Source organism: Kluyvera sichuanensis, from assembly GCF_040930405.1.
Classification (GTDB): Bacteria; Pseudomonadota; Gammaproteobacteria; order Enterobacterales; family Enterobacteriaceae; genus Kluyvera; species Kluyvera sichuanensis.
On the sequence record NZ_CP162271.1, the window covers coordinates 4,189,377 to 4,211,221 of the forward strand.

16 protein-coding genes and 3 tRNA genes are annotated in these 21,845 nt (G+C 56.5%); 13 read left to right on the forward strand and 6 right to left on the reverse strand.

Annotated elements, in window-relative coordinates; all coding sequences use genetic code 11:
• Positions 1 to 4: 4 nt before the first annotated feature.
• Together AB2B48_RS20080 and frdA are read right to left on the reverse strand one after the other, a co-directional pair.
• On the reverse strand, positions 5 to 739 hold the full coding sequence (locus tag AB2B48_RS20080; protein ID WP_115074771.1) for a succinate dehydrogenase/fumarate reductase iron-sulfur subunit: 735 nt from the start codon (positions 737 to 739) through the stop codon (positions 5 to 7).
• Positions 732 to 2,522, reverse strand: coding sequence for a fumarate reductase (quinol) flavoprotein subunit (gene frdA / locus AB2B48_RS20085; RefSeq protein WP_220439652.1), 1,791 nt, complete (start codon positions 2,520 to 2,522; stop codon positions 732 to 734). The genes AB2B48_RS20080 and frdA overlap by 8 nt, the downstream gene beginning before the upstream one ends.
• 310 nt (positions 2,523 to 2,832) lie before the next feature.
• Here frdA and epmA point away from each other — a divergent pair, with 310 nt between their 5' ends.
• Positions 2,833 to 3,810, forward strand: a complete 978-nt coding sequence (gene epmA / locus AB2B48_RS20090) for an elongation factor P--(R)-beta-lysine ligase (RefSeq protein ID WP_185669303.1) — start codon at positions 2,833 to 2,835, stop codon at positions 3,808 to 3,810.
• Positions 3,811 to 4,024: 214 nt separating this feature from the next.
• Positions 4,025 to 5,527 (forward strand): glutamate/gamma-aminobutyrate family transporter YjeM, encoded by a 1,503-nt coding sequence (gene yjeM / locus AB2B48_RS20095; RefSeq protein ID WP_368299981.1) that lies wholly within the window; start codon positions 4,025 to 4,027, stop codon positions 5,525 to 5,527.
• Positions 5,528 to 5,611: 84 nt separating this feature from the next.
• Here the strand turns inward: yjeM and mscM are convergent, their stop codons facing one another.
• The 3 genes from mscM to rsgA form a co-directional block, all read right to left on the reverse strand.
• Entirely contained in the window at positions 5,612 to 8,929 is a 3,318-nt protein-coding gene (mscM, locus tag AB2B48_RS20100) for a miniconductance mechanosensitive channel MscM (RefSeq protein WP_368299983.1), read from the reverse strand.
• 20 nt (positions 8,930 to 8,949) lie between these two features.
• Positions 8,950 to 9,990 (reverse strand): archaetidylserine decarboxylase, encoded by a 1,041-nt coding sequence (gene asd / locus AB2B48_RS20105; RefSeq protein ID WP_368299984.1) that lies wholly within the window; start codon positions 9,988 to 9,990, stop codon positions 8,950 to 8,952.
• 120 nt (positions 9,991 to 10,110) lie between these two features.
• Complete coding sequence (rsgA, locus tag AB2B48_RS20110; RefSeq protein WP_185669306.1) at positions 10,111 to 11,166, reverse strand: small ribosomal subunit biogenesis GTPase RsgA; 1,056 nt, start codon at positions 11,164 to 11,166, stop codon at positions 10,111 to 10,113.
• A gap of 107 nt (positions 11,167 to 11,273) precedes the next feature.
• Between rsgA and orn the strand changes: the two genes are divergently transcribed.
• The 4 genes from orn to AB2B48_RS20130 all read left to right on the forward strand — a co-directional run bounded on the left by orn (position 11,274) and on the right by AB2B48_RS20130 (position 12,415).
• Positions 11,274 to 11,819, forward strand: coding sequence for an oligoribonuclease (orn, locus tag AB2B48_RS20115; RefSeq protein WP_185669307.1), 546 nt, complete (start codon positions 11,274 to 11,276; stop codon positions 11,817 to 11,819).
• Positions 11,820 to 11,999: 180 nt separating this feature from the next.
• A tRNA-Gly gene (locus AB2B48_RS20120) sits at positions 12,000 to 12,075 on the forward strand.
• A 155-nt stretch (positions 12,076 to 12,230) separates the two neighbouring features.
• Positions 12,231 to 12,306, forward strand: a tRNA-Gly gene (locus AB2B48_RS20125).
• Between the two features lie 33 nt (positions 12,307 to 12,339).
• Positions 12,340 to 12,415 (forward strand) — tRNA-Gly (locus tag AB2B48_RS20130).
• Positions 12,416 to 12,684: 269 nt separating this feature from the next.
• Here the strand turns inward: AB2B48_RS20130 and queG are convergent.
• Entirely contained in the window at positions 12,685 to 13,824 is a 1,140-nt protein-coding gene (gene queG / locus AB2B48_RS20135) for a tRNA epoxyqueuosine(34) reductase QueG (protein ID WP_368299985.1), read from the reverse strand.
• Here queG and nnr point away from each other — a divergent pair.
• The 7 genes from nnr (at position 13,823) to hflX (ending at position 21,822) form a co-directional block, all read left to right on the forward strand.
• On the forward strand, positions 13,823 to 15,349 hold the full coding sequence (gene nnr / locus AB2B48_RS20140) for a bifunctional ADP-dependent NAD(P)H-hydrate dehydratase/NAD(P)H-hydrate epimerase (protein WP_368299986.1): 1,527 nt from the start codon (positions 13,823 to 13,825) through the stop codon (positions 15,347 to 15,349). The genes queG and nnr overlap by 2 nt on opposite strands.
• Entirely contained in the window at positions 15,342 to 15,803 is a 462-nt protein-coding gene (gene tsaE, locus AB2B48_RS20145) for a tRNA (adenosine(37)-N6)-threonylcarbamoyltransferase complex ATPase subunit type 1 TsaE (RefSeq protein WP_123651147.1), read from the forward strand. Before nnr ends, tsaE begins: the two co-directional genes overlap by 8 nt.
• Before the next feature lie 16 nt (positions 15,804 to 15,819).
• Positions 15,820 to 17,205, forward strand: a complete 1,386-nt coding sequence (gene amiB / locus AB2B48_RS20150) for an N-acetylmuramoyl-L-alanine amidase AmiB (protein WP_368299988.1) — start codon at positions 15,820 to 15,822, stop codon at positions 17,203 to 17,205.
• 9 nt (positions 17,206 to 17,214) lie between these two features.
• Complete coding sequence (gene mutL, locus AB2B48_RS20155; protein ID WP_368299989.1) at positions 17,215 to 19,083, forward strand: DNA mismatch repair endonuclease MutL; 1,869 nt, start codon at positions 17,215 to 17,217, stop codon at positions 19,081 to 19,083.
• Entirely contained in the window at positions 19,076 to 20,026 is a 951-nt protein-coding gene (gene miaA, locus AB2B48_RS20160) for a tRNA (adenosine(37)-N6)-dimethylallyltransferase MiaA (protein WP_185669312.1), read from the forward strand. The genes mutL and miaA overlap by 8 nt, the downstream gene beginning before the upstream one ends.
• 134 nt (positions 20,027 to 20,160) lie before the next feature.
• Positions 20,161 to 20,466: an RNA chaperone Hfq gene (gene hfq / locus AB2B48_RS20165; protein ID WP_185669313.1), complete on the forward strand. Its 306-nt coding sequence runs from the start codon at positions 20,161 to 20,163 to the stop codon at positions 20,464 to 20,466.
• 75 nt (positions 20,467 to 20,541) lie between these two features.
• Positions 20,542 to 21,822 carry a ribosome rescue GTPase HflX gene (hflX, locus tag AB2B48_RS20170; protein WP_035893324.1) on the forward strand — a complete coding sequence of 427 codons (1,281 nt, stop codon included), beginning with the start codon at positions 20,542 to 20,544 and terminating at the stop codon, positions 21,820 to 21,822.
• Positions 21,823 to 21,845: the final 23 nt, after the last annotated feature.

Here is a 21,845-nt window from a genome sequence, read left to right on the forward strand (position 1 = left end):
CTCCTTAGCGTGGTTTCAGGGTAGCGATAAGAAAGTCTTTCGAGCTTTCCACTTTGCCCTGCTGAATGGCGGCTGCCGGGTCGACGTGTTTCGGACACACTTCGGAGCAGTAGCCCACAAACGTACAGGTCCAGACGCCGTTCTGGCCGTTCAGCTGCGCCATGCGCTCTTTCTTACCGTGGTCGCGGCTGTCTTCGTTGTAGCGATGCGCCAGGGTAATCGCCGCCGGGCCGATGAACTCTGGGTTCAGGCCAAACTGCGGGCAGGCGGCATAGCACAGGCCGCAGTTGATGCAGCCGGAGAACTGGTGGTACTTCGCCATCTGCGCCGGGGTTTGGGTGTTTGGCCCTTGATCCGGCGTGCGCGGGTTGCCGATGATATACGGCTTAATCGCTTCCAGGCTCTCGATAAAGTGGGTCATATCGACCACCAGATCGCGCTCGATAGGGAAGTTTGCCAGCGCCTCAACCTTGATGCCTTTGGTGTATTCGCGCAGGAAGGTTTTACAGGCAAGCTTCGGCACCTTGTTGACCATCATGCCGCAGGAGCCGCAGATAGCCATACGGCAGGACCAGCGGTAGCTCAGGTCCGGCGCGAGGTTATCTTTGATATAGCCCAGGGCATCCAGCAGTGAAGTCTGCTCATCGTAAGGCACCTCATAGAAGGCGCTGTGCGGTGCGCTGTCCACTTCCGGGTTGTAGCGCACAATCTCAATTTTTAAATTCTGCATCTCAGCCATTCGCCGTCTCCTTCTTCTCGGCCGCTTCGGCTTCGGCGCCATAGACGCGTTTTGCCGGTGGCAGGGTCGTTATCTTCACATCGCTGTAGTCGAGGCGCGTAGTGCCATCGGCATCGCGGAAGGCGAGGGTATGCTTGAGGAAGTTGACGTCGTCACGTTCGGTACAGCCTTCGTCCAGACGCTGGTGTGCGCCGCGAGACTCTTTACGCGCCATGGCGGAGTGCGCCATACATTCAGCCACGTTCAGACCGTGGCCCAGCTCGATGGTATAGAGCAGGTCGGTGTTGAAGACGCTGGAGGTATCGGTAATGCGGACGCGCTTGAAGCGCTCCTGCAGTTCCGCCAGCTTATCGATGGTTTTCTGCATCAGTTCCGGCGTACGGTAAATACCGCAGCCTTCTTCCATCGACAGGCCCATCTCGTCGCGGATCTTCGACCAGCTTTCGCTGCCTTCCTGATTTACCAGCGCTTTCAGGCGGTTTTCGATGTCGCTGACCTGCGCGTCCAGCGCGCTGCCGTTGGCTTCACCGGCGGTTGCCGCACGGGCCATCGCCTGCTCACCGGCCATGCGGCCAAAGACCACCAGTTCTGCCAGCGAGTTGGAGCCCAGACGGTTGGCGCCGTGCAGGCCGACGGAAGAACATTCGCCGACGGCAAACAGCCCTTTAATGCGGGTTTCACACTGCTGGTCGGTTTCGATACCGCCCATGGTGTAGTGCGCGGTTGGGCGAACTGGAATAGGCTCTTTCACCGGGTCGACGCCAACGTAGGCTTTTGCCAGTTCGCAGATGAACGGCAGACGCTCCAGCAGTTTTTTCTCGCCAAGGTGACGCAGGTCGAGGTAGACCACGTCGCCGCGCGGCGTTGGTACGGTGTTGCCTTTGCGCCATTCGTGCCAGAAGGCCTGGGAGACTTTGTCGCGTGGACCCAGCTCCATGTATTTGTTTTTCGGCTCACCCAGCGGGGTTTCCGGGCCCATGCCGTAATCCTGCAGGTAGCGATAGCCGTTTTTATTGACCAGAATACCGCCTTCGCCGCGGCAGCCTTCGGTCATCAGGATGCCCGAGCCCGGTAGGCCGGTCGGGTGATACTGGACAAACTCCATGTCGCGCAGCGGAACGCCGTGGCCCAGCGCCATGCCCATGCCGTCACCGGTGACGATGCCGCCGTTGGTGTTGTAGCGATAGACGCGGCCTGCGCCGCCGGTGGCCATCACCACCGCGTTGGCGCGAATTTGCACCATCGTGCCTTCCATCATGTTCATCGCCACCAGGCCGCGAGCCTGACCATCATCGACCAGAATGTCGAGGACGAAGTGCTCATCAAAGCGTTGGATTTGCGGGAACTGAAGGGAGGTCTGGAACAGGGTATGCAGCATGTGGAAGCCGGTCTTATCGGCGGCAAACCAGGTGCGTTCAATCTTCATTCCGCCGAAGCGGCGAACGTTGACGCTGCCGTCAGGACGACGACTCCACGGGCAGCCCCACTGTTCGAGTTGGGTCATTTCGGTTGGGCAATGATGGACGAAGTAATCGACGACATCCTGCTCGCAAAGCCAGTCGCCACCGGCGACGGTGTCGTGAAAATGGTATTCGAAGCTATCATGGTCCTGTGCGACGGCGGCGGAGCCACCTTCAGCGGCCACCGTGTGGCTGCGCATAGGATAAACTTTTGAGATCAACGCGATTTTGGCTTTTGGGTTGGCCTGAGCGGCTGCGATAGCAGCACGTAACCCGGCCCCGCCTGCGCCAATAATGGCTAGATCGGCTTGAAAGGTTTGCACGACATTCCTCCAGATTTTTGTTATTTCACAACAGGCTGCGTGGGGGGATATCACGTGGCCTGCGCAAAAACGTTTCCACTGCTCCTTTATGGGTAAAGCAGTATACCCGTAGGGTTGTGGGGGAAATTTGATGTGTTCGATTTTTTTGTCGTTATGTGCGGCTATTTATCACTGTAGCTGATGAATTACGTTGCGGAATTAATTAGGGAAATGTTGCTCTCGGCCATAGGGGAAATTATTGGGCAATATTTGTGTCGTGTATCACTTGCGGGTAGACTTCGTGCCCTTGTCTGAAATCGGAGAAAAAAACATGAGCGAGACGGCAACCTGGCAGCCGAGCGCATCCATCCCTAACCTGTTAAAGCGTGCGGCACTGATGGCGGAAATTCGCCGTTTCTTCGCCGACCGTGGAGTACTGGAGGTGGAGACGCCTTGTATGAGCCAGGCAACGGTAACTGACATTCATCTGGTGCCGTTTGAGACTCGCTTTGTTGGCCCAGGCCATTCCCAGGGAATGAACCTGTATCTGATGACCAGCCCGGAATACCACATGAAGCGCCTGCTGGCGGCGGGGTGTGGCCCGGTGTTCCAGCTTTGCCGTAGCTTCCGCAACGAAGAGATGGGTCGCCACCATAACCCGGAATTCACCATGCTGGAGTGGTATCGTCCGCACTTTGATATGTATCGCCTGATCAACGAAGTGGACGATCTGCTGCAGCAGGTGCTGGAAACCCAGCCTGCGGAGAGCCTCTCCTATCAGCAGGCATTCCAGCGCCATCTGGAGATTGACCCGCTGTCTGCCGACAAAACGCAGCTGCGCGAAGTGGCGGCGAAGCTCGACCTGAGCAACGTGGCGGATACCGAAGAAGACCGCGACACGCTGCTGCAGCTGTTGTTTGCCTTCGGCGTAGAGCCGCACATTGGTAAAGACCGCCCAACCTTCGTTTATCACTTCCCGGCAAGCCAGGCATCGTTGGCGCAGATTAGCGCTGAAGACCACCGCGTGGCCGAACGCTTTGAGGTTTACTTCAAAGGTATTGAGCTGGCGAATGGTTTCCACGAGCTGACCGATGCTCGTGAACAGCAGCAGCGCTTTGAGCAGGATAACCGTAAGCGCGCGGCGCGCGGCCTGCCGCAGCAGCCTATCGATCAAAACCTGCTGGACGCGCTGGCCGCCGGCCTGCCGGACTGTTCCGGTGTGGCGCTGGGCGTTGACCGCCTGATCATGCTGGCGCTGGGGACGGAAACGTTGGCTGAGGTGCTGGCCTTTAGCGTCGATCGCGCATAACCCGCTCTCCTGAAAGATAAAATGGCGCTTTTTGCGCCATTCTTAGTGATATATTTTCAAATTCCCTCTTAAGGTCACAAGATTAGTCTGGTTATTTGCTATCATCCAGCCAGCAATTTCTCGCGTCGATTTTCCGTTGCCTTGCTTTCGCAAGCATGCAGCGCGGTGCCCTGTCGATGTGTAAAAAAAATGATCCAAAATAAGGGATGGTCACATGACCCAATCAATTAAAAAGATGAGCCTGATAGGACTCATCCTTATGATATTTACGTCAGTCTTTGGCTTTGCTAATAGCCCCTCCGCCTTTTATCTGATGGGTTATAGCGCAATTACCTGGTATATATTTTCCGCGCTTTTATTCTTTATCCCCTTCGCCTTAATGATGGCGGAAATGGGCTCGGCCTATCGTAAAGAAGAGGGCGGGATCTATTCCTGGATGAATAACAGCGTTGGCCCACGCTATGCGTTTATTGGCACCTTTATGTGGTTCTCATCCTACGTTGTCTGGATGGTCAGTACCTCTGCCAAGGTGTGGGTGCCGTTCTCTACCTTCGTGTTCGGCGCAGACATGACGCAGCACTGGAGCGTGGCGGGGCTGCAATCGACGCAGGTTGTTGGTCTGCTGGCGGTGCTCTGGATGGTGCTGGTGACGACGGTAGCATCGAAAGGTATTAATAAGATTGCCCGCATTACTGCCGTTGGCGGTATTTCCGTAATGTGTCTGAATTTAGTTTTATTGTTAGTGAGTATTGCCATTTTGTTATTAAATGGCGGCCACTTCGCCCAGCCACTTAATTTCATAGCCTCGCCTAACCCCGGTTATCAATCCGGTCTGGCGGTATTATCGTTTGTGGTATTCGCTATTTTTGCTTACGGCGGTATTGAAGCCGTTGGTGGTCTGGTGGATAAAACCGAGAAACCGGAAAAGAACTTCGCTAAAGGAATTGTTTTTGCGGCGATTGTTATTTCTATCGGTTATTCGCTGGCGATCTTCCTGTGGGGGGTGAGCACCAACTGGCAGCAGATTCTGAGCGACCGTTCGGTGAACCTCGGCAACATTACCTACGTGCTGATGACTAGCCTGGGCTCAACGCTTGGTAACGCCATGCACCTGTCGCCGGACGTGGCGGCAACCGTGGGCGTGTGGTTTGCGCGCATCACCGGTCTGTCGATGTTCCTCGCCTACACCGGGGCATTCTTCACCCTGAGTTACTCGCCGCTGAAGGCGATTATTCAGGGTACGCCAAAAGCGCTGTGGCCAGCGTCGATGACCCGCCTGAACGCCAACGGTATGCCGTCCACCGCCATGTGGATGCAGTGCCTGCTGGTAAGCGCGTTTATTCTGCTGGTATCGTTTGGTGGTGATACCGCGTCGGCGTTCTATAACAAACTGACGCTGATGGCGAACGTGTCGATGACCCTGCCGTACCTGTTCCTGGCGCTGGCCTTCCCGTTCTTTAAGGCCAAAATGGATCTCGAACGTCCGTTTGTGATTTTCAAAAACAAAGGCTCAACCCTGCTGGCAACCAGCGTGGTGGTGCTGATCGTGACCTTCGCGAACATCTTCACCATTATTCAGCCGGTGATTGAAGCAGGGGACTGGAGTAGCGCGCTGTGGATGGTCGGTGGGCCAATCTTCTTCTCGCTGCTGGCGATGGCGATTTATGAGAACTATCATCGCCGTATTAACCGTCAGCCGGTTCTGGTGGCAGAGTAAATCAGTGGTAGCCCGGCCGAACGTAGTGACGCCGGGATTTCCCCGGAGTCGGTGCTTACGCACCTCATCCGGGCTACCCATGTATTACAGACTTCCTGGCTGACGTTTGCCTGCGGAGGTCAGCGTTCTTCCCGTTTTCCGGCCATCCAGGGTCTCCAGACGCATCTGGAACGGTGGGAACGGCATATCGATACCGTGCTGGCGGAACCCGGCCAGAATCAGCTGGTGCAGCTCGTGACGCAGCGGCATACGGTGACCCATCTCGGCGGCGTAGATGCGCAGTTCGAAAATCTGAATCCCCTGCTGTAAATCCACAAGAAACGCTTCCGGTGCCGGGTTATCAATCACCAGCGAACAGCGGTGCGCTGCGGTCAGCAGGATTTGCGCTACCTCTTCACTGTTGGCGTCCGACGGCGCGGGAATGCTTAACACCACGCGCGTAACCGAATCCGACAGCGACCAGTTGATGAACTGCTCGGTGATAAACGCCTTGTTCGGCACGATAATCTCTTTGCGGTCCCAGTCGCTGATGGTGGTGGCGCGGGTGTTGATTTTGGTCACGCTGCCGGTCAGGTCTCGAATGGTGACCGTATCGCCGATACGGATCGGCTTCTCAAACAGAATAATCAGGCCGGAGATGAAGTTGGCGAAAATCTCCTGCAAACCAAAGCCGAGACCGACACCGAGCGCGGCGACCAGCCACTGTAGCTTCGACCATTCAATACCAATCATCGAGAACCCAACCAGCCCGCCTATCAACAGCAGTAGATATTTGGTGATGGTGGTAATGGCATAGCCGGTGCCCGGCGTTAAATCCAGGTGTTGCAGAATGGCCAGTTCCAGCAGCGCGGGAAGGTTACGTACCAGTTGGGTGGTGATGATCAGCACCAGAATCGCGATCAACACGGCACCGAGGGTAATCGGCTCGATGCTTTCAACGCCCTGTACCGTTGAGGTGACGTCCCACAGCGAAATGTTTTCGAGGAAGCCAAACGCCGAGTGGATTTCCGACCACAGGATAATCACCGACACCAGCGCAATCAGCATCAGAATCGAGCGTACCAGGCGCAGCGACTGCTCGCTGATGGTATCGAGGTTGACTTCGCTCACCTCCTGCTCGGCCGACCCTTCCAGACTGGTGGCGTGCGCTTCTTCTTCGCCGCGGGCGCGGTGCGCCAGCATTTCCGCACGTTTATGCTTGGCGCGGTCAAAGGCCAGACGACGGCGCTGAATCAGCATCCAGCGGCGGATGACGTGGTAAATCACCAGCAGCAGGAACCAGATAGCGACTGAGGTTTCCAGACGCGCCAGCAGCGCCTGCGAGGTGGCAAGGTAGCCCACCGCTGCGGTGAAAATCGCCAGCAGAGGCGCGCCAATCATCAGGTTCCACAGCAGCAGGTTAACCCGGTTTTCACCACTGCCGCTTTTATCGAGATACAGCGGGATCCCGGCGCGTTTCAGGCTCAACGTTACCATCGCCAGCGCGCCGCAGATCAGGATAAAGCAGAGCCTGCCAAGCGACGCGGAGAACTCACGATCGTTGAGATTATCAAACATGATCAGCGCCATAATCAGCGGCACGATAAGCCCGATGCTCATCAGGTAGTAGCGCATGGCGCGGGCCACGCGGTGCTGCGGCCAACCAAAGTGGACGATAAACAGGCCGTTGGTGCGGGCAAACGCCGCGCAGATCATCACCACCCATAGCAGCGGTACGGTGGCGGTGACACCATCGCCGACGGCCACCGCGAGCGGGAAGGGCCATGCCTCCTGCAAACCATAGCCAAGCGTTGCCCATAGCACCGGCAGCGGCGAGGCCACCAGAATCGACCAGAAGACCGTGCGCATGGTCAGCCAGAAGTGGTCCTGGGTAACTTTGCCCACACGGGCGCTGGAACGTTCCAGAAAACGGGTGAAGTGCTTGCGTGAGCTGATGCTGAAGCCAACCAGCAGCAGGGCGCCAAACAGCGGGAACAGCGTCTGGCGGCTGGTGAGCATCATCATGCTGGCTTTGCCGAGCTGGCTAAAGGTATCGAGCGAGATCAGGCGGCGCAGGTCCTGCGCGATTTCAATCGGCCAACTGAAATCGATAGGCCGCACGTCGGAAGTCCAGAACAGATAGCGATGGGTCGCTTCGTTGACCTCTTTCAGCGCGTCTTCCAACTGGCTGTTGGAGACTTTCAGCTTGGTCAGTTCGAGGATTAGCGTGTCGCCGCCCTGTAGCAGGGAGTTGAGTAATTCGCGCTGGGTGCGCAGCTGGGCTTCAAGAATACGGTTCTCTTCGCTGGTCAACGGCTGGCCGTCGGCTTGACGAATCTGGCGCAGCTGCGGCTGCTTGTTCAGCAAGTCTTCATAGCGCAAGCGATGCACGCGCAGCTGGGCCATTTCGGTATCAAGCTGCTGAGGTTTTGGCATTTCTGGCAGACGGGCGACCTGAGCACGTAGCGCTTCACCCAGCAGGTTAGACGAGCCCAGCCACTGCGACTGCTCGCGCAGCGTGTTCAGGGCCTGACGCACCTGCAGCGTTTGATTGGCAGCCTGACGCTGCTGTGAAGCCACCAGATCCATACGCTGGGCCTGCTGGTTCAGCGCCTGAGAAAGCTCGCGGTTAATTTTGAACTGGTCGACAATACCTGTCGGCAGGTTTTCGCTGTTTTCCGCCAGCAGTTCGGTGCTTTCCAGCGCCCGTTCGGCTTCGCGCTGACGCTGGCTGTTAAGCTGGTTACGCAGGGCTTGCAGATAGGCATCTAACTGCTCACTTTGCTTCTGTGCCAGCTCCGAGCGCATTCGCGCCAGTTCCTGGCGGTTATTGGCGGAGAGTTGCGCCAGCTCGAGTTCATCGACCAGCGCTTTTAGCTTGCTGGAATCAGCCTGCAGGTTGAGGTTTTGTGCCTGTGCCAGCGGCGTATTAGCGGCCTGCGTCCCGATGCGACGCTCTATGTCGTTAAGCTGGCGGCGCGCGTCGGTCTGCTGCTGGGGAAGCTGGTTCAGAGAGTCGGCGATATCGCGGGCGCGCTCCTGTTCCTGTTGGGCAAGGCGGCTTTTTTCCAGCAGTTGGCTGCTGACCTGCAAAATCTCCTGATTCAGCGCATCGGTACTCATGCCGTCCGGCACCTGGCGCGGATCGTCACGCAGGTTGTTGAGCTGATTACGTAGCGTCTGGGAGAGTTTGGGGAAGTTGTCGATAACCTGCTGGTACTGCGCGGCGCGCTCAAGAGAGCTTTTCTGCTCCTCGAGCGCGGTCAGGGCATTTTGTAACGCTTCGACGGTTTCAGGCTGGGCAGGCTTTGCCGCCTTTGCCTGTTCCAGTTCCTGGGCGATTTGTCGAGCGTTGGGGGCCGTCGCTGCGTACGCCCCCTGGCTGAGGCACCAGGCCATCAGTAAAGTGATAATCAGGCGCACGTCAGACCCTTATTGTGTGATTAACTTTTTTCTTGCGCGTTGTCTGCCTTCGGGGCGACATCCTGCTCTGTAACCGGTTCAACCGTAGGTTCAGTAACGGGTTCAACAACCGGCTCGACTACTGCTTCGGCCGCAGGGGCAACAACGGGCTCAACGACAGGTTCAACAACCGGTGCGGCCTCAGCTTCAACCACCGCTTCGGTGGAGATAGCCAGCGGCTCGCCAAGCTTAGTGACGGACATATTTTTCAGCTGTTCCATCAGCGTGACTTTACCCGGCGCAAACAGGTTGATAACCGTCGAGCCCAGCTTGAAGCGGCCCATCTCCTGGCCTTTCAGCAGCGCCACAGAACCTTCCTGATCGCCCGCTGGGTAGGTCCAGCGTTTAATCACGCCTTCACGCGGTGGCGTTACGGTACCTGCCCAGACGGTTTCGATGCTACCCACGATAGTCGCACCGACCAGAATCTGTGCCATTGGGCCAAATTCAGTATCGAACAGGCAGATAACGCGTTCGTTACGCGCGAACAGGTTCGGGACGTTTTGCGCGGTCAGGTGGTTCACAGAGAAGAGATCGCCCGGCACGTAAATCATTTCACGCAGGATACCGTTGCACGGCATATGCACGCGGTGGTAGTCGCGCGGCGACAGGTAGGTGGTCGCGAAGCTGCCGTTGCGGAACAGGTCAGCCATGATGTAGTTACCCGCGAGCAGCGCTTCCAGCGAGTAGTTATGGCCTTTAGCCTGCAGAATTTTGTCGTCTTCAATCGCGCCAAGCTGGCTAATCACGCCGTCGGCTGGCAACACCAGCACGCTTGGGTCGGTGTTCACCGGGCGGGCATCTTCACGCAGCGGACGAACGAAGAAATCGTTGAAAGTACGGTAGCTGGCGGTATCCGGCTTCTGCGCTTCTTTCATATCGACCTTGTAGAACTTCACGAACAGATCGATAACCAGTTTAGTCAGCCATCCCGCTCGTTTGCTCGCACCCCAGCCTGCGAGACGCGTAAGCCACAGTTTAGGCAGAATGTATTGCAGTGAAAGTTTAAACGAGTTTAACAAGGTAGCCTCCAGGCCATTATGTGTCGATCCTGATCCGACGACGGGCGTCGGATCTTAAAAAGAAAAGCGGCCGATTCTAGCGACTGTTGACGAAAATGTCAGTCGGCAAAATCATAGTTCTCAATTATCTATGTCTGAAAAGTTTTTACGCGTTTTTACCTGCGCCATGGTTTCCAGAATGCGGTGATAATTTTCGAAACGGGTCTCGGCAATCTTCCCTTCCTCTACGGCTGCGCGGATAGCACAGCCTGGGTCAGTATCATGTTTACAGTCGCGATACTTACAGTGTCCAAGGTAGTCGTGGAATTCGACAAAACCATTGGTAATTTGTTCCGGCTCAAGGTGCCACAGACCAAATTCACGCACCCCCGGTGAGTCGATCACATCGCCGCCGTGCGGGAAGTGGTACAGACGCGCAGCGGTGGTGGTGTGCTGGCCGAGACCAGAGACATCGGAAACGTCGTTGGTCAGAATACGGTCGTCGTTAAGCCCCAGCAGGGCGTTCAACAGGCTGGATTTACCCACGCCAGACTGCCCGGCAAAGATGCTGATGCGGTTGGTCAGCGCGGCTTCCAGCGGCTTTAAGCCGTCCTGGGTGTGGCTGGAAGCCATCAGAACGGTGTAGCCAATGTTGCGGTAGATATCCATCTGCTCGTTGACGAACGCCATGCCTTCATCGTCCAGCAGGTCGATTTTGTTCAGTACCAGCAGCGGCTCAACGCTCAATGTTTCGCAGGCGACGAGATAACGGTCGATAATATTCAGCGACAGCTCGGGCAAAATGGCAGAAACAATGACTATCTGATCGATGTTGGCGGCAATGGGCTTCACGCCGTCGTAAAAGTCAGGGCGTGTCAGTACCGAGGTGCGCTCGTGCACCGCTTCAACGATACCTTTAACGTTCACCCCTTCGGCAGCGGTTTTACCCGGACGCCATACGACGCGGTCGCCGGTGACCAGTGAACGGATGGTGCGGCGGATGTTGCAGCGGTGGGTTTCACCGTCGGCGGATTCCACGTCGGCATGCATGCCAAAGCGGCTGATGACGACCCCTTCGGCGGCTTCGCCAAACAGGTTGTCGTCGTAATCTGGTTTCTCCGCGGCTGTTGTGAGGCGGCGCTGGTGGTTCGCCTTAACGCGGCGCTGCTGACCTTTGGAGAGTTTATTTTTACTCAATCGTGCTGACTCCTGGTCGCCCATATCGGGCAAAACCTCTATGATACACGCTAATTAATACTAGTTAACCCGCAGCGGCAGGTTAGACAAGAAGGGTGGAAAATAGCATGAGTGCAGATGAAAACAACCTCATTTGGATCGATCTGGAGATGACAGGTCTGGATCCCGAGCGCGATCGCATTATTGAAATCGCCACGCTGGTGACCGATGCACAGCTGAATATTCTGGCGGAAGGGCCGACCATTGCCGTTCACCAATCTGACGCCCAGCTGGCGCTGATGGATGACTGGAACGTGCGTACCCACACCGGCAGCGGCCTGGTGGAACGCGTGAAGGCAAGCACCATGGGCGACCGTGAAGCGGAGCTGGCGACGCTGGAATTCTTAAAGCAATGGGTGCCTGAAGGCAAATCACCAATTTGCGGCAACAGTATCGGTCAGGATCGTCGCTTCCTGTTTAAATACATGCCGGAGCTGGAATCCTACTTCCACTATCGCTATCTGGATGTCAGCACCCTGAAAGAGCTGGCGCGTCGCTGGAAGCCGGAAATTCTGCCGGGCTTTAAAAAGCAGGGCACTCACCAGGCGATGGACGATATTCGTGAGTCGGTGGCGGAACTGGCCTACTACCGCGAACATTTTATTCAGCTTTAACGTGCTAAAGGGATGAATTGGCGCTAAAATAGTCAACTTGCCGATTTATCCAGCACTTGAACGATTTTTTTAAAAAAACGCTTCAAGGGGGGTTGCAGGGGGAAAGAATTCTCGTATAATGCGCCTCCCGTAACGAAGCAGAAATGCGAATTACGACAGCAACAAAAATTGCCAGATTTTGCGGGAATAGCTCAGTTGGTAGAGCACGACCTTGCCAAGGTCGGGGTCGCGAGTTCGAGTCTCGTTTCCCGCTCCAAAAATTTGAAAGCAGTAGCAGTAGACACACCCAATCGCAGGATTTCAAGTTGCAACAAGGCGGCAACTGAACGAATCCTTGGGAGCTTACTTAAGTAAGTGACTAAGGTGAGTGAAGGCAGCCAACGCAGTAGCAGCTTGAAAGACGAAGATTAAGCGGGAATAGCTCAGTTGGTAGAGCACGACCTTGCCAAGGTCGGGGTCGCGAGTTCGAGTCTCGTTTCCCGCTCCAAAATTTGAAAGTAGTCGCAGTAGACACACCCAAGCGGGAATAGCTCAGTTGGTAGAGCACGACCTTGCCAAGGTCGGGGTCGCGAGTTCGAGTCTCGTTTCCCGCTCCAAATTTTCTTCCAAAACAAAAATACTTCCACAATGCGTTAAGCCATTGAGGTTGTTTTTTTCGTTTCTGAAACACTCTTGTAAACAGAGTTATCCACAGGCTGTTATCACGTTCTTCGCACGCTAATGTTTTCTGGATTTTTACAGTTTTTATTAACTTATTGAATTATAACGAGATATATCATTTCAAAATGTTAGCGAGATCGCTTGACGAACTTTGGCGTGTTGAAACGCAATGTCTTTTTATTTTTACTCACAGGCTGTGAATATATCACGCATCGCGCGGTAGCCCTTTTTCCACCACTCTCACCAGACGCTGTTTCTTCGGCAGCTGCACCTCAACCACGTTCTCATTTCGACGCGTGATTTGCTGCGCTACCGCCCATTCAATGTGTTCATCGAGTAGTGGGTGCTCACCTCGGCGGCTCTCCAGCGCGTTTAACGTAGCATCACTCCACGGGGCGTTACCCAGCGCAACGGCGATATTGCGCAGCCAGCGTAGGTGGCCAATACGACGAATGGCCGAACCTTCCGTCACCTTCAGAAAATGTGCTTCGTTCCAGGCAAACAGTTCAATTAGCTCGGGCGCATGCAGCGCTTTACGTGGGCTGAAATCATCTTCGTCAGTCAGCTGTGAGAAGCGGTTCCACGGGCAGATGAGCTGGCAGTCGTCACAACCGTAAATACGATTGCCCAATAGTGGACGAAATTCTTCCGGGATGGCGCCTTCGAGCTCGATGGTCAGATAGGAGATACAGCGGCGAGCATCGACGGTGTAGGGCTCGACGATTGCGCCGGTGGGGCAGATGGTCATGCAGGCCACGCAGCGCCCGCACTCTTCGGCCACCGGTTGATCGATGGGCAGAGGAATATCAACCAGCAGCTCGCCGAGGAAAAAGAACGATCCGGCGTCGCGGTTGAGGATAAGCGAGTGCTTGCCCGTCCAGCCAATTCCGGCTTTTTCCGCTAGCGGACGCTCAAGAATAGGCGCAGAGTCGACAAACGGTCTAAAATTCAGCGAGACGCACTGTTCCTGAATCATTTCACCGAGCTTTTTAAGGCGGTTACGCAACAGCTTATGATAATCACGCCCCAGGGCATAACGGCTGACGTAACCTAGATCGGGATTTTTCAGCGTGCTGGCAAAGGCCGCATTGGCGGGAAGATAGTTCATGCGAACGCTAATCACCCGGAGCGTACCGGGCTGTAGTTCGTGCGGACGCGCGCGCATCATACCGTGGCGCGCCATCCATTCCATCTCGCCGTGATATTGTTTATCCAGCCATGCCTGCAGTTTGGGCTCGGAGGCGCTGAGATCGGTATCGGTGATGCCGACTTGCTGAAAACCCAGTTCGGTGCCCCATTGTTTGATTTGTTGCGCTAATTGATTGAGATCGAGGGGCTGTGACATGACGGACCATACATTGACGAGTAACCCCCACAGTATACCACACTCCATTTGGCCTGCGGATGACCTGCGTCGCGCTGAAAAAACGGCGGCACAGAGCCTCGGCCTCTCCCTTTACACCTTAATGCAGCGCGCGGGCGAAGCGGCGTTTAACCTCGCGCGTGGCGCGTATCCCGCTAGCCGCCGCTGGATTGTCCTCTGTGGTCATGGCAATAACGGCGGTGATGGCTACGAGGTCGCGCGTCTGGCGCAGGCTGCCGGTATTCAGGTGACGCTGTTGGCGATAGCCAGCGATAAGTCGCTGCCGGAAGAGGCACACGCGGCTCGTGAGGCGTGGCGTGCGGTGGGCGGCGAGATTTACCCAGCGGATGCCGATTGGCCGCAGGATGCCGATCTGATTATTGACGGCCTGCTCGGCACCGGACTACAAAGCGCGCCGCGCGAGAACGTCGCGAACCTGATTGAGCGGGCTAACGCCTTCCCGGCACCGATTATCGCGCTGGATATTCCCTCCGGGCTGAACGCCCAAACCGGCACGACGCCCGGCGCGGTTATCCAGGCCGCTCACACCATCACCTTTATCGCCCTGAAGCCAGGTCTGTTGACCGGCAAGGCGCGCGACGTTGTCGGGCATCTCCACCACGATGCGCTGGGTCTCGACGCCTGGCTGGCAACCCAGCACACCAACATTCATCGGTTTGATGCTTCGCAGCTAGGGCAGTGGTTCACGCCGCGTCGTCCTACCTCACACAAAGGCGATCACGGCCGCCTGGTGGTGATTGGCGGCGACCACGGTACCGCCGGGGCGATTCGCATGACCGGTGAGGCGGCACTACGAGCCGGCGCGGGGCTGGTGCGGGTGCTGACTCGCGCTGAAAATGTCGCGCCGATTATTACCGCCCGGCCTGAACTGATGGTGCACGAGCTGACGTCGCAGGTGCTCGATGAAGCGCTGGAGTGGGCGGATGTGGTGGTGATTGGCCCCGGTCTGGGGCAGGCCGAATGGGGCAAGCAGGCGCTGCGGAAAATCGACAATTTCCGTAAACCCACCCTCTGGGATGCCGATGCGCTGAACCTGCTGGCAATCAATCCGGATAAACGTCACAATCGCGTGATCACGCCGCACCCCGGCGAAGCCGCACGGCTGCTCAGCTGTCGGGTGGCCGACATCGAGAACGATCGCTTACTTTCCGCGCAGCGTCTGGTAAAACGGTACGGCGGCGCGGTGGTGCTGAAAGGCGCCGGTACGGTCGTGGCAGATGAGCAGGGCGCGATCGGAATTATTGATGCGGGAAATGCCGGTATGGCCAGCGGCGGAATGGGCGATGTGCTTTCGGGCATCATCGGCGCATTGCTGGGGCAGGCATTATCGCCGTATGATGCAGCGTGCGCAGGGTGTATCGCCCACGGTGCCGCCGCCGATGAACTGGCGGCGCACTATGGTACCCGCGGTATGCTCGCGACAGACCTCTTTTCCACGCTACGGCGTGTTGTTAACCCGGATGTGATTGACGTAAACCATGACTAATCGAGTGATTCCTTTATCTGACGAGCAGGCAACCCTGGACCTTGGCAACCGAGTGGCGAAAGCCTGCGTCGGCGCAACCGTCATCTATCTGTACGGCGATCTGGGTGCTGGGAAAACCACCTTTAGCCGTGGATTCCTGCAGGCGTTAGGTCATAACGGCAACGTCAAAAGCCCCACCTATACCTTGGTTGAGCCATATCAGCTCGCCGACCTGATGGTTTATCACTTTGATCTGTACCGCCTTGCCGATCCCGAGGAGCTCGAATTTATGGGGATCCGCGATTACTTTGCTAACGATGCCATCTGCCTGGTGGAATGGCCGCAACAGGGCGCAGGTGTTCTGCCCGAGCCGGATATCGAAATACACTTAGATTACCAGGCGCAAGGGCGTGAGGCGCGCATCAGCGCAGTCTCCTCATTAGGTGAGTCTCTGCTGGCGCGGTTTGCCGGTTAATTTAAGGGATCCCAGGATGATTTTTCGCGCAAAAGGGTGGTTGATAGCCGCGCTGATGCTGGTCGGTGTACCGGCAATGGCGGCGAGTTTATCCGATATTCAGGTGGCGAACAGTGAAACGCAGGCGCGGATCACGTTCAGCTTTATGGGCGATCCAGAGTACAACTTTAGCCAGGACGACAAACGTAGCGTCGTGCTGGATATCAAACAAACTGGCGTGATTCAGGGGCTGCCGTTGCGCTTTAGCGGCAACAACCTGGTCAAAGCCATTCGTTCGGGTACGCCGAAAGACGATCAGACTTTACGACTGGTGGTCGATCTTACCGAGAACGGCAAAACCCGAGCGGTGAAGCAGCAGAACGGGGCGAACTACGTCGTGGTGTTCACCATTAACGCCGACGTTCCACCGCCGCCGCCTCCACCGCCAGTTGTAGCGAAGCGAGTGGAAACCCCAGTTGTGACGCCTGCGCCGGTACAGCCAGGGCGTAACCCGTTCAGCGGCAGCCGTAACGGCGGTAGCACTACGAACAGCGGTAACGATAGCGGCAGCTTCAGCGGCGAACGCCAGCCGGCGATTGCCAGCACCGTGACGCCAACTCCGCGTCCGTCTTCCCGTGCGCGCAGCGTCTCGGGGGATAAAGTGATTATTGCCATTGATGCTGGTCACGGCGGCCAGGATCCTGGCGCGATTGGCCCCGGCGGTACGCGTGAGAAAAACGTCACCATCGCCATTGCGCGTAAGCTGCGTGGGTTGTTGAACGATGACCCGATGTTTAAGGGCGTGCTGACCCGTGACGGCGACTACTTTATTTCGGTGATGGGCCGTTCCGACGTGGCGCGTAAGCAAAATGCCTCTTTCCTGGTGTCGATTCACGCCGATGCTGCGCCGAACCGCGATGCGACCGGTGCTTCCGTGTGGGTGCTCTCTAACCGTCGCGCGAACAGCGAAATGGCGGGCTGGCTCGAACAGCATGAGAAGCAGTCCGAACTGCTGGGCGGCGCGGGTGACGTGCTGGCCAACAGCCAGGCTGACCCATACCTGAGCCAGGCGGTGCTGGATCTGCAGTTCGGCCATTCGCAGCGGGTAGGGTATGATGTCGCGACCAACGTGATTAGCCAGCTCCAGCGAGTGGGTAATCTGCATAAACGTCGTCCTGAACATGCCAGCCTTGGCGTGCTGCGTTCGCCGGATATTCCGTCCATTCTGGTCGAAACCGGCTTTATCAGTAACAGCAGCGAAGAGCGCTTGCTGGGCAGCGACGACTATCAGCAGAAGATCGCGGAAGCCATTTATAACGGTTTACGTAACTATTTCACGGCGCATCCGATACAATCCGGCCCTCGTGACGAACAGTCGCAGACCGCCAGCGCCGCGTCATCATCCAGGACGCTCGTTAACTAAGGAGTTTTCATGCCGATACAGGTTTTACCGCCGCAGCTTGCGAACCAGATTGCCGCGGGTGAAGTGGTTGAGCGGCCTGCATCGGTAGTGAAAGAGCTGGTGGAGAACAGTCTCGATGCGGGGGCGACCCGCATCGATATTGATATTGAACGCGGCGGCGCCAAGCTTATCCGTATTCGCGATAACGGATGTGGCATCAAGAAAGACGAGCTGGCACTCTCGCTGGCACGTCACGCCACCAGTAAAATTGCCTCGCTTGACGACCTTGAGGCAATTATCAGCTTAGGTTTTCGCGGTGAGGCGTTGGCGAGTATCAGCTCGGTTTCACGTCTGACCATCACCTCACGGACCGCAGAGCAGCAGGAAGCCTGGCAGGCCTACGCGGAGGGGCGCGATCAGGACGTGACGGTAAAACCGGCGGCGCACCCGGTAGGGACAACGCTGGAAGTGCTGGACCTGTTCTACAACACCCCGGCGCGGCGCAAGTTTATGCGCACCGAGAAAACCGAATTCAACCATATCGATGAGATTATTCGCCGCATTGCGCTGGCGCGCTTCGATGTGAGCATTAACCTGACCCACAATGGTAAAGTGGTTCGCCAGTATCGCGCGGTGGCCGAAGGCGCACCGAAAGAGCGTCGGCTGGGGGCGATTTGCGGCGTGCCGTTCCTTGAGCATGCGCTGGCCATTGAGTGGCAGCACGGCGACCTGGCGCTGCGCGGCTGGGTGGCAGACCCGAAACACACCACGCCTGCGCTGGCTGAAATTCAGTACTGCTACGTGAATGGCCGCATGATGCGCGATAGGCTCATCAGCCATGCGATTCGTCAGGCGTGTGAAGATAAACTCGGCGCTGACCAGCAGCCGGCGTTTGTTCTTTATCTCGAGATTGACCCGCATCAGGTCGACGTGAACGTTCACCCGGCGAAGCACGAAGTGCGTTTTCATCAGTCCCGCCTGGTGCATGACTTTATCTATCAAGGGGTGCTCAGCGTGCTGCAACAGCAGTTGGATGCGCCTTTGCCGTTGGCGGAAGATGACGAGCCCGCACCGCGCGTCCTGCCTGAGAACCGCGTTGCCGCTGGGCGCAACCAGTTTGCCGAACCGGCGGTGGCTCGCGAGCCTGATATGCCGCGCTACCAAACGCCAACCGGCGGCAGCAGTGCCGGGCGGAGCAGCGGTGGTGGCACCAATGGCAGTTGGCCAAATGCCCAGCCAGGATACCAGAAACAGCAGGGGGCGCTCTATCGCCAGTTGCTGAATACCCCAGAGAAGACGCCGGAACCGGTGAAAGCACCGGCGGCGGATAATCTTACCGGGCATAGCCAGAGCTTCGGGCGCGTGCTGGCGATCGTCGCCGATACCTGCGCGTTGCTTGAGCGCGGCGGTAAGTTAAGCCTGCTGGCGTTGCCGGTTGCGGAACGCTGGCTGCGCCAGGCGCAGCTGACGCCGGGTGAGGCAACTATCTGCGCGCAGCCGCTGCTGATCCCGCTGCGTCTGAAGGTGACCGACGACGAGCGGAAAACGCTGGAGCGGGCGCAGGAAACGCTGAACCAGCTCGGCATTGAAATACTGCTCGAAGGGCAGCACGCCACGATCCGCGCCGTGCCTTTACCCTTACGACAACAAAATTTACAAATCTTGATTCCTGAACTGATAGGCTACCTGGTGGAGCAGAGTATGGTTGATGCCGGGAACGTTGCGCAGTGGCTGGCCCGTAATCTGGCAAGCGATCACGCGCAGTGGAACATGGCACAGGCCATTGCGATGCTGGCTGACGTTGAACGTCTTTGCCCGCATCTGGTCAAAGCTCCGCCGGGTGGTCTGTTACAACCCGTTGATTTAGATTCTGCGATGAACGCCCTGAGACATGAGTGACGTAACCGAGGCGAGCCTGCCTAAGGCAATTTTTTTGATGGGGCCAACCGCTTCGGGCAAGACGGCGCTGGCTATTGAATTACGTAAAGTTTTGCCAGTAGAGTTGATTAGTGTTGATTCCGCCCTCATCTATCGGGGAATGGATATCGGCACCGCTAAGCCGAGTGCGGAAGAGCTAGAAGCCGCGCCGCATCGACTGTTAGATATTCTCGATCCGTCGCAGGCATACTCTGCGGCGGACTTCCGCCGCGATGCGCTTGCGCAGATGGCGGAGATCACCGCCGCAGGGAAAATTCCGCTGCTGGTCGGTGGCACGATGTTGTATTTCAAGGCGTTGCTTGAAGGTTTATCACCGCTGCCCTCAGCCGACCCGGACGTTCGGGCGCGGATTGAGCAGCAGGCGGCAGAGCAGGGGTGGATGGCGCTGCATCAGCAGCTACGGGAAATCGACCCCGTTGCCGCCGAGCGTATTCATCCGAATGATCCGCAAAGACTTTCCCGGGCACTGGAAGTTTTTTTCATTTCGGGTAAAACTTTAACGGAGCTGACACAAACGTCAGGAGACGCTCTGCCCTATAAGGTGCATCAGTTCGCCATCGCCCCGGCGAGCCGTGAACTGCTCCATCAGCGCATTGAGCAGCGTTTTCATCAGATGTTAGCTTCAGGTTTTGAAGCAGAAGTGCGGGCGCTATTTGCCCGTGGAGATTTGCATACGGATATGCCTTCCATTCGTTGTGTGGGATATCGCCAGATGTGGTCGTACCTCGAAGGCGAGATTTCATATGATGAAATGGTTTATAGAGGAGTTTGTGCCACGAGACAACTAGCGAAGCGCCAGGTGACGTGGTTACGCGGTTGGGAAGGGGTTCACTGGTTAGATAGTGAGCAGCCAGAGCAGGCGTTTAACCAACTATTACAGGTAGTGGGTGCTAGTGTAGACTGAATGTGTACAATTGAGTCGTATCGTGCGCAATTTTCAGAATCGTAAGGTTCATACGCAACATCGCTCAAGTTGCCGCAACGCGGCTTGAAAGACGACGTGTATAAGTACAAATAAGCATATAAGGAAAAGAGAGAATGGCTAAGGGGCAATCTTTACAAGATCCGTTCCTGAACGCACTGCGTCGGGAACGTGTTCCAGTTTCTATTTATTTGGTGAATGGTATTAAGCTGCAAGGGCAAATTGAGTCTTTCGATCAGTTCGTGATCCTGTTGAAAAACACGGTCAGCCAGATGGTCTATAAGCACGCAATTTCTACCGTAGTTCCGTCTCGTCCAGTTTCCCATCACAGCAACAATGCTGGCGGCGGCACTGGCAGCAACTACCACCACGGTAGCAACGCGCAGGGTTCTGCGCCGCAAGACAGCGACGAAACCGAATAAGGTTGATGGCTGTTTATCCATGTCGGGGAGCCGGATTATTCGGGTTCCCCGCTGGTATTTCAGGAGATATAACGCTTGTTTGACCGTTATGACGCCGGTGAGCAGGCGGTGCTGGTACACATCTATTTTACGCAAGACAAAGATATGGAAGACCTCCAGGAGTTTGAATCTCTGGTCTCTTCCGCCGGTGTCGAAGCAATGCAGGTGATTACTGGTAGCCGTAAAGCGCCGCACCCAAAATATTTTGTTGGTGAAGGTAAGGCTGTCGAGATTGCGGAAGCCGTCAAAGCGACAGGTGCTTCCGTTGTGCTGTTCGATCATGCACTTAGCCCAGCACAGGAGCGTAACCTTGAAGCCCTGTGTCAATGCCGGGTTATCGACCGTACCGGTCTGATCTTAGATATTTTCGCCCAACGTGCGCGTACCCATGAAGGTAAGCTGCAGGTTGAGCTGGCGCAGTTGCGCCATCTGGCCACGCGTCTGGTGCGCGGCTGGACGCACCTTGAAAGACAAAAAGGCGGTATCGGTTTACGCGGCCCGGGTGAAACCCAGCTCGAAACCGACCGTCGTTTACTGCGTAACCGTATTATGCAGATCCTCTCGCGTATTGAGCGAGTAGAGAAACAGCGTGAGCAGGGGCGTCGTGCCCGCGTGAAGGCCGACGTGCCAACGGTATCGCTGGTGGGTTATACCAACGCCGGCAAATCGACGCTGTTTAACCATATTACGCAGGCGGAGGTTTACGCCGCCGACCAGCTGTTTGCGACCCTTGATCCAACGCTGCGTCGTATTGACGTGGCAGATGTGGGCGAAACCGTGCTGGCGGATACCGTAGGCTTTATTCGTCACCTGCCGCACGATCTGGTGGCGGCCTTTAAAGCCACCTTGCAGGAAACCCGCGAAGCGACGCTGTTGCTTCACGTGATTGACGCAGCGGACGTTCGGGTACAGGAAAACATCGACGCGGTGAACACGGTTCTCGAAGAGATCGACGCGCACGAGATCCCAACCCTGCTGGTGATGAACAAAATCGATATGCTGGACGATTTCGAGCCGCGTATCGATCGTGATGAAGAGAACAAACCTATCCGGGTGTGGCTGTCTGCACAAACCGGGGTAGGCATACCACTCCTTTTTCAGGCGTTAACCGAACGGTTAGCCGGCGAAGTTGCGCAGCACACGCTGCGTTTACCTCCGCAGGCCGGGCGTTTGCGTAGCCGCTTTTACCAGCTTCAGGCAATTGAAAAAGAGTGGATGGAGGAGGACGGCTGCGTCAATTTGCAGGTTCGTATGCCAATTGTCGACTGGCGTCGCCTCTGTAAACAAGAACCAACACTGGCAGACTACGTCGTCTGACCGTGCAGCTTGCCTGAACATTA

Coding starts and splice junctions, on each gene's coding strand:
- AB2B48_RS20080 (WP_115074771.1), bottom strand. CDS start 739: ATGGCTGAGATGCAGAATTTAAAAATTGAGATTGTGCGCTACAACCCG.
- epmA (WP_185669303.1), top strand. CDS start 2,833: ATGAGCGAGACGGCAACCTGGCAGCCGAGCGCATCCATCCCTAACCTG.
- yjeM (WP_368299981.1), top strand. CDS start 4,025: ATGACCCAATCAATTAAAAAGATGAGCCTGATAGGACTCATCCTTATG.
- orn (WP_185669307.1), top strand. CDS start 11,274: ATGAGTGCAGATGAAAACAACCTCATTTGGATCGATCTGGAGATGACA.
- nnr (WP_368299986.1), top strand. CDS start 13,823: ATGACGGACCATACATTGACGAGTAACCCCCACAGTATACCACACTCC.
- queG (WP_368299985.1), bottom strand. CDS start 13,824: ATGTCACAGCCCCTCGATCTCAATCAATTAGCGCAACAAATCAAACAA.
- tsaE (WP_123651147.1), top strand. CDS start 15,342: ATGACTAATCGAGTGATTCCTTTATCTGACGAGCAGGCAACCCTGGAC.
- amiB (WP_368299988.1), top strand. CDS start 15,820: ATGATTTTTCGCGCAAAAGGGTGGTTGATAGCCGCGCTGATGCTGGTC.
- mutL (WP_368299989.1), top strand. CDS start 17,215: ATGCCGATACAGGTTTTACCGCCGCAGCTTGCGAACCAGATTGCCGCG.
- miaA (WP_185669312.1), top strand. CDS start 19,076: ATGAGTGACGTAACCGAGGCGAGCCTGCCTAAGGCAATTTTTTTGATG.
- hfq (WP_185669313.1), top strand. CDS start 20,161: ATGGCTAAGGGGCAATCTTTACAAGATCCGTTCCTGAACGCACTGCGT.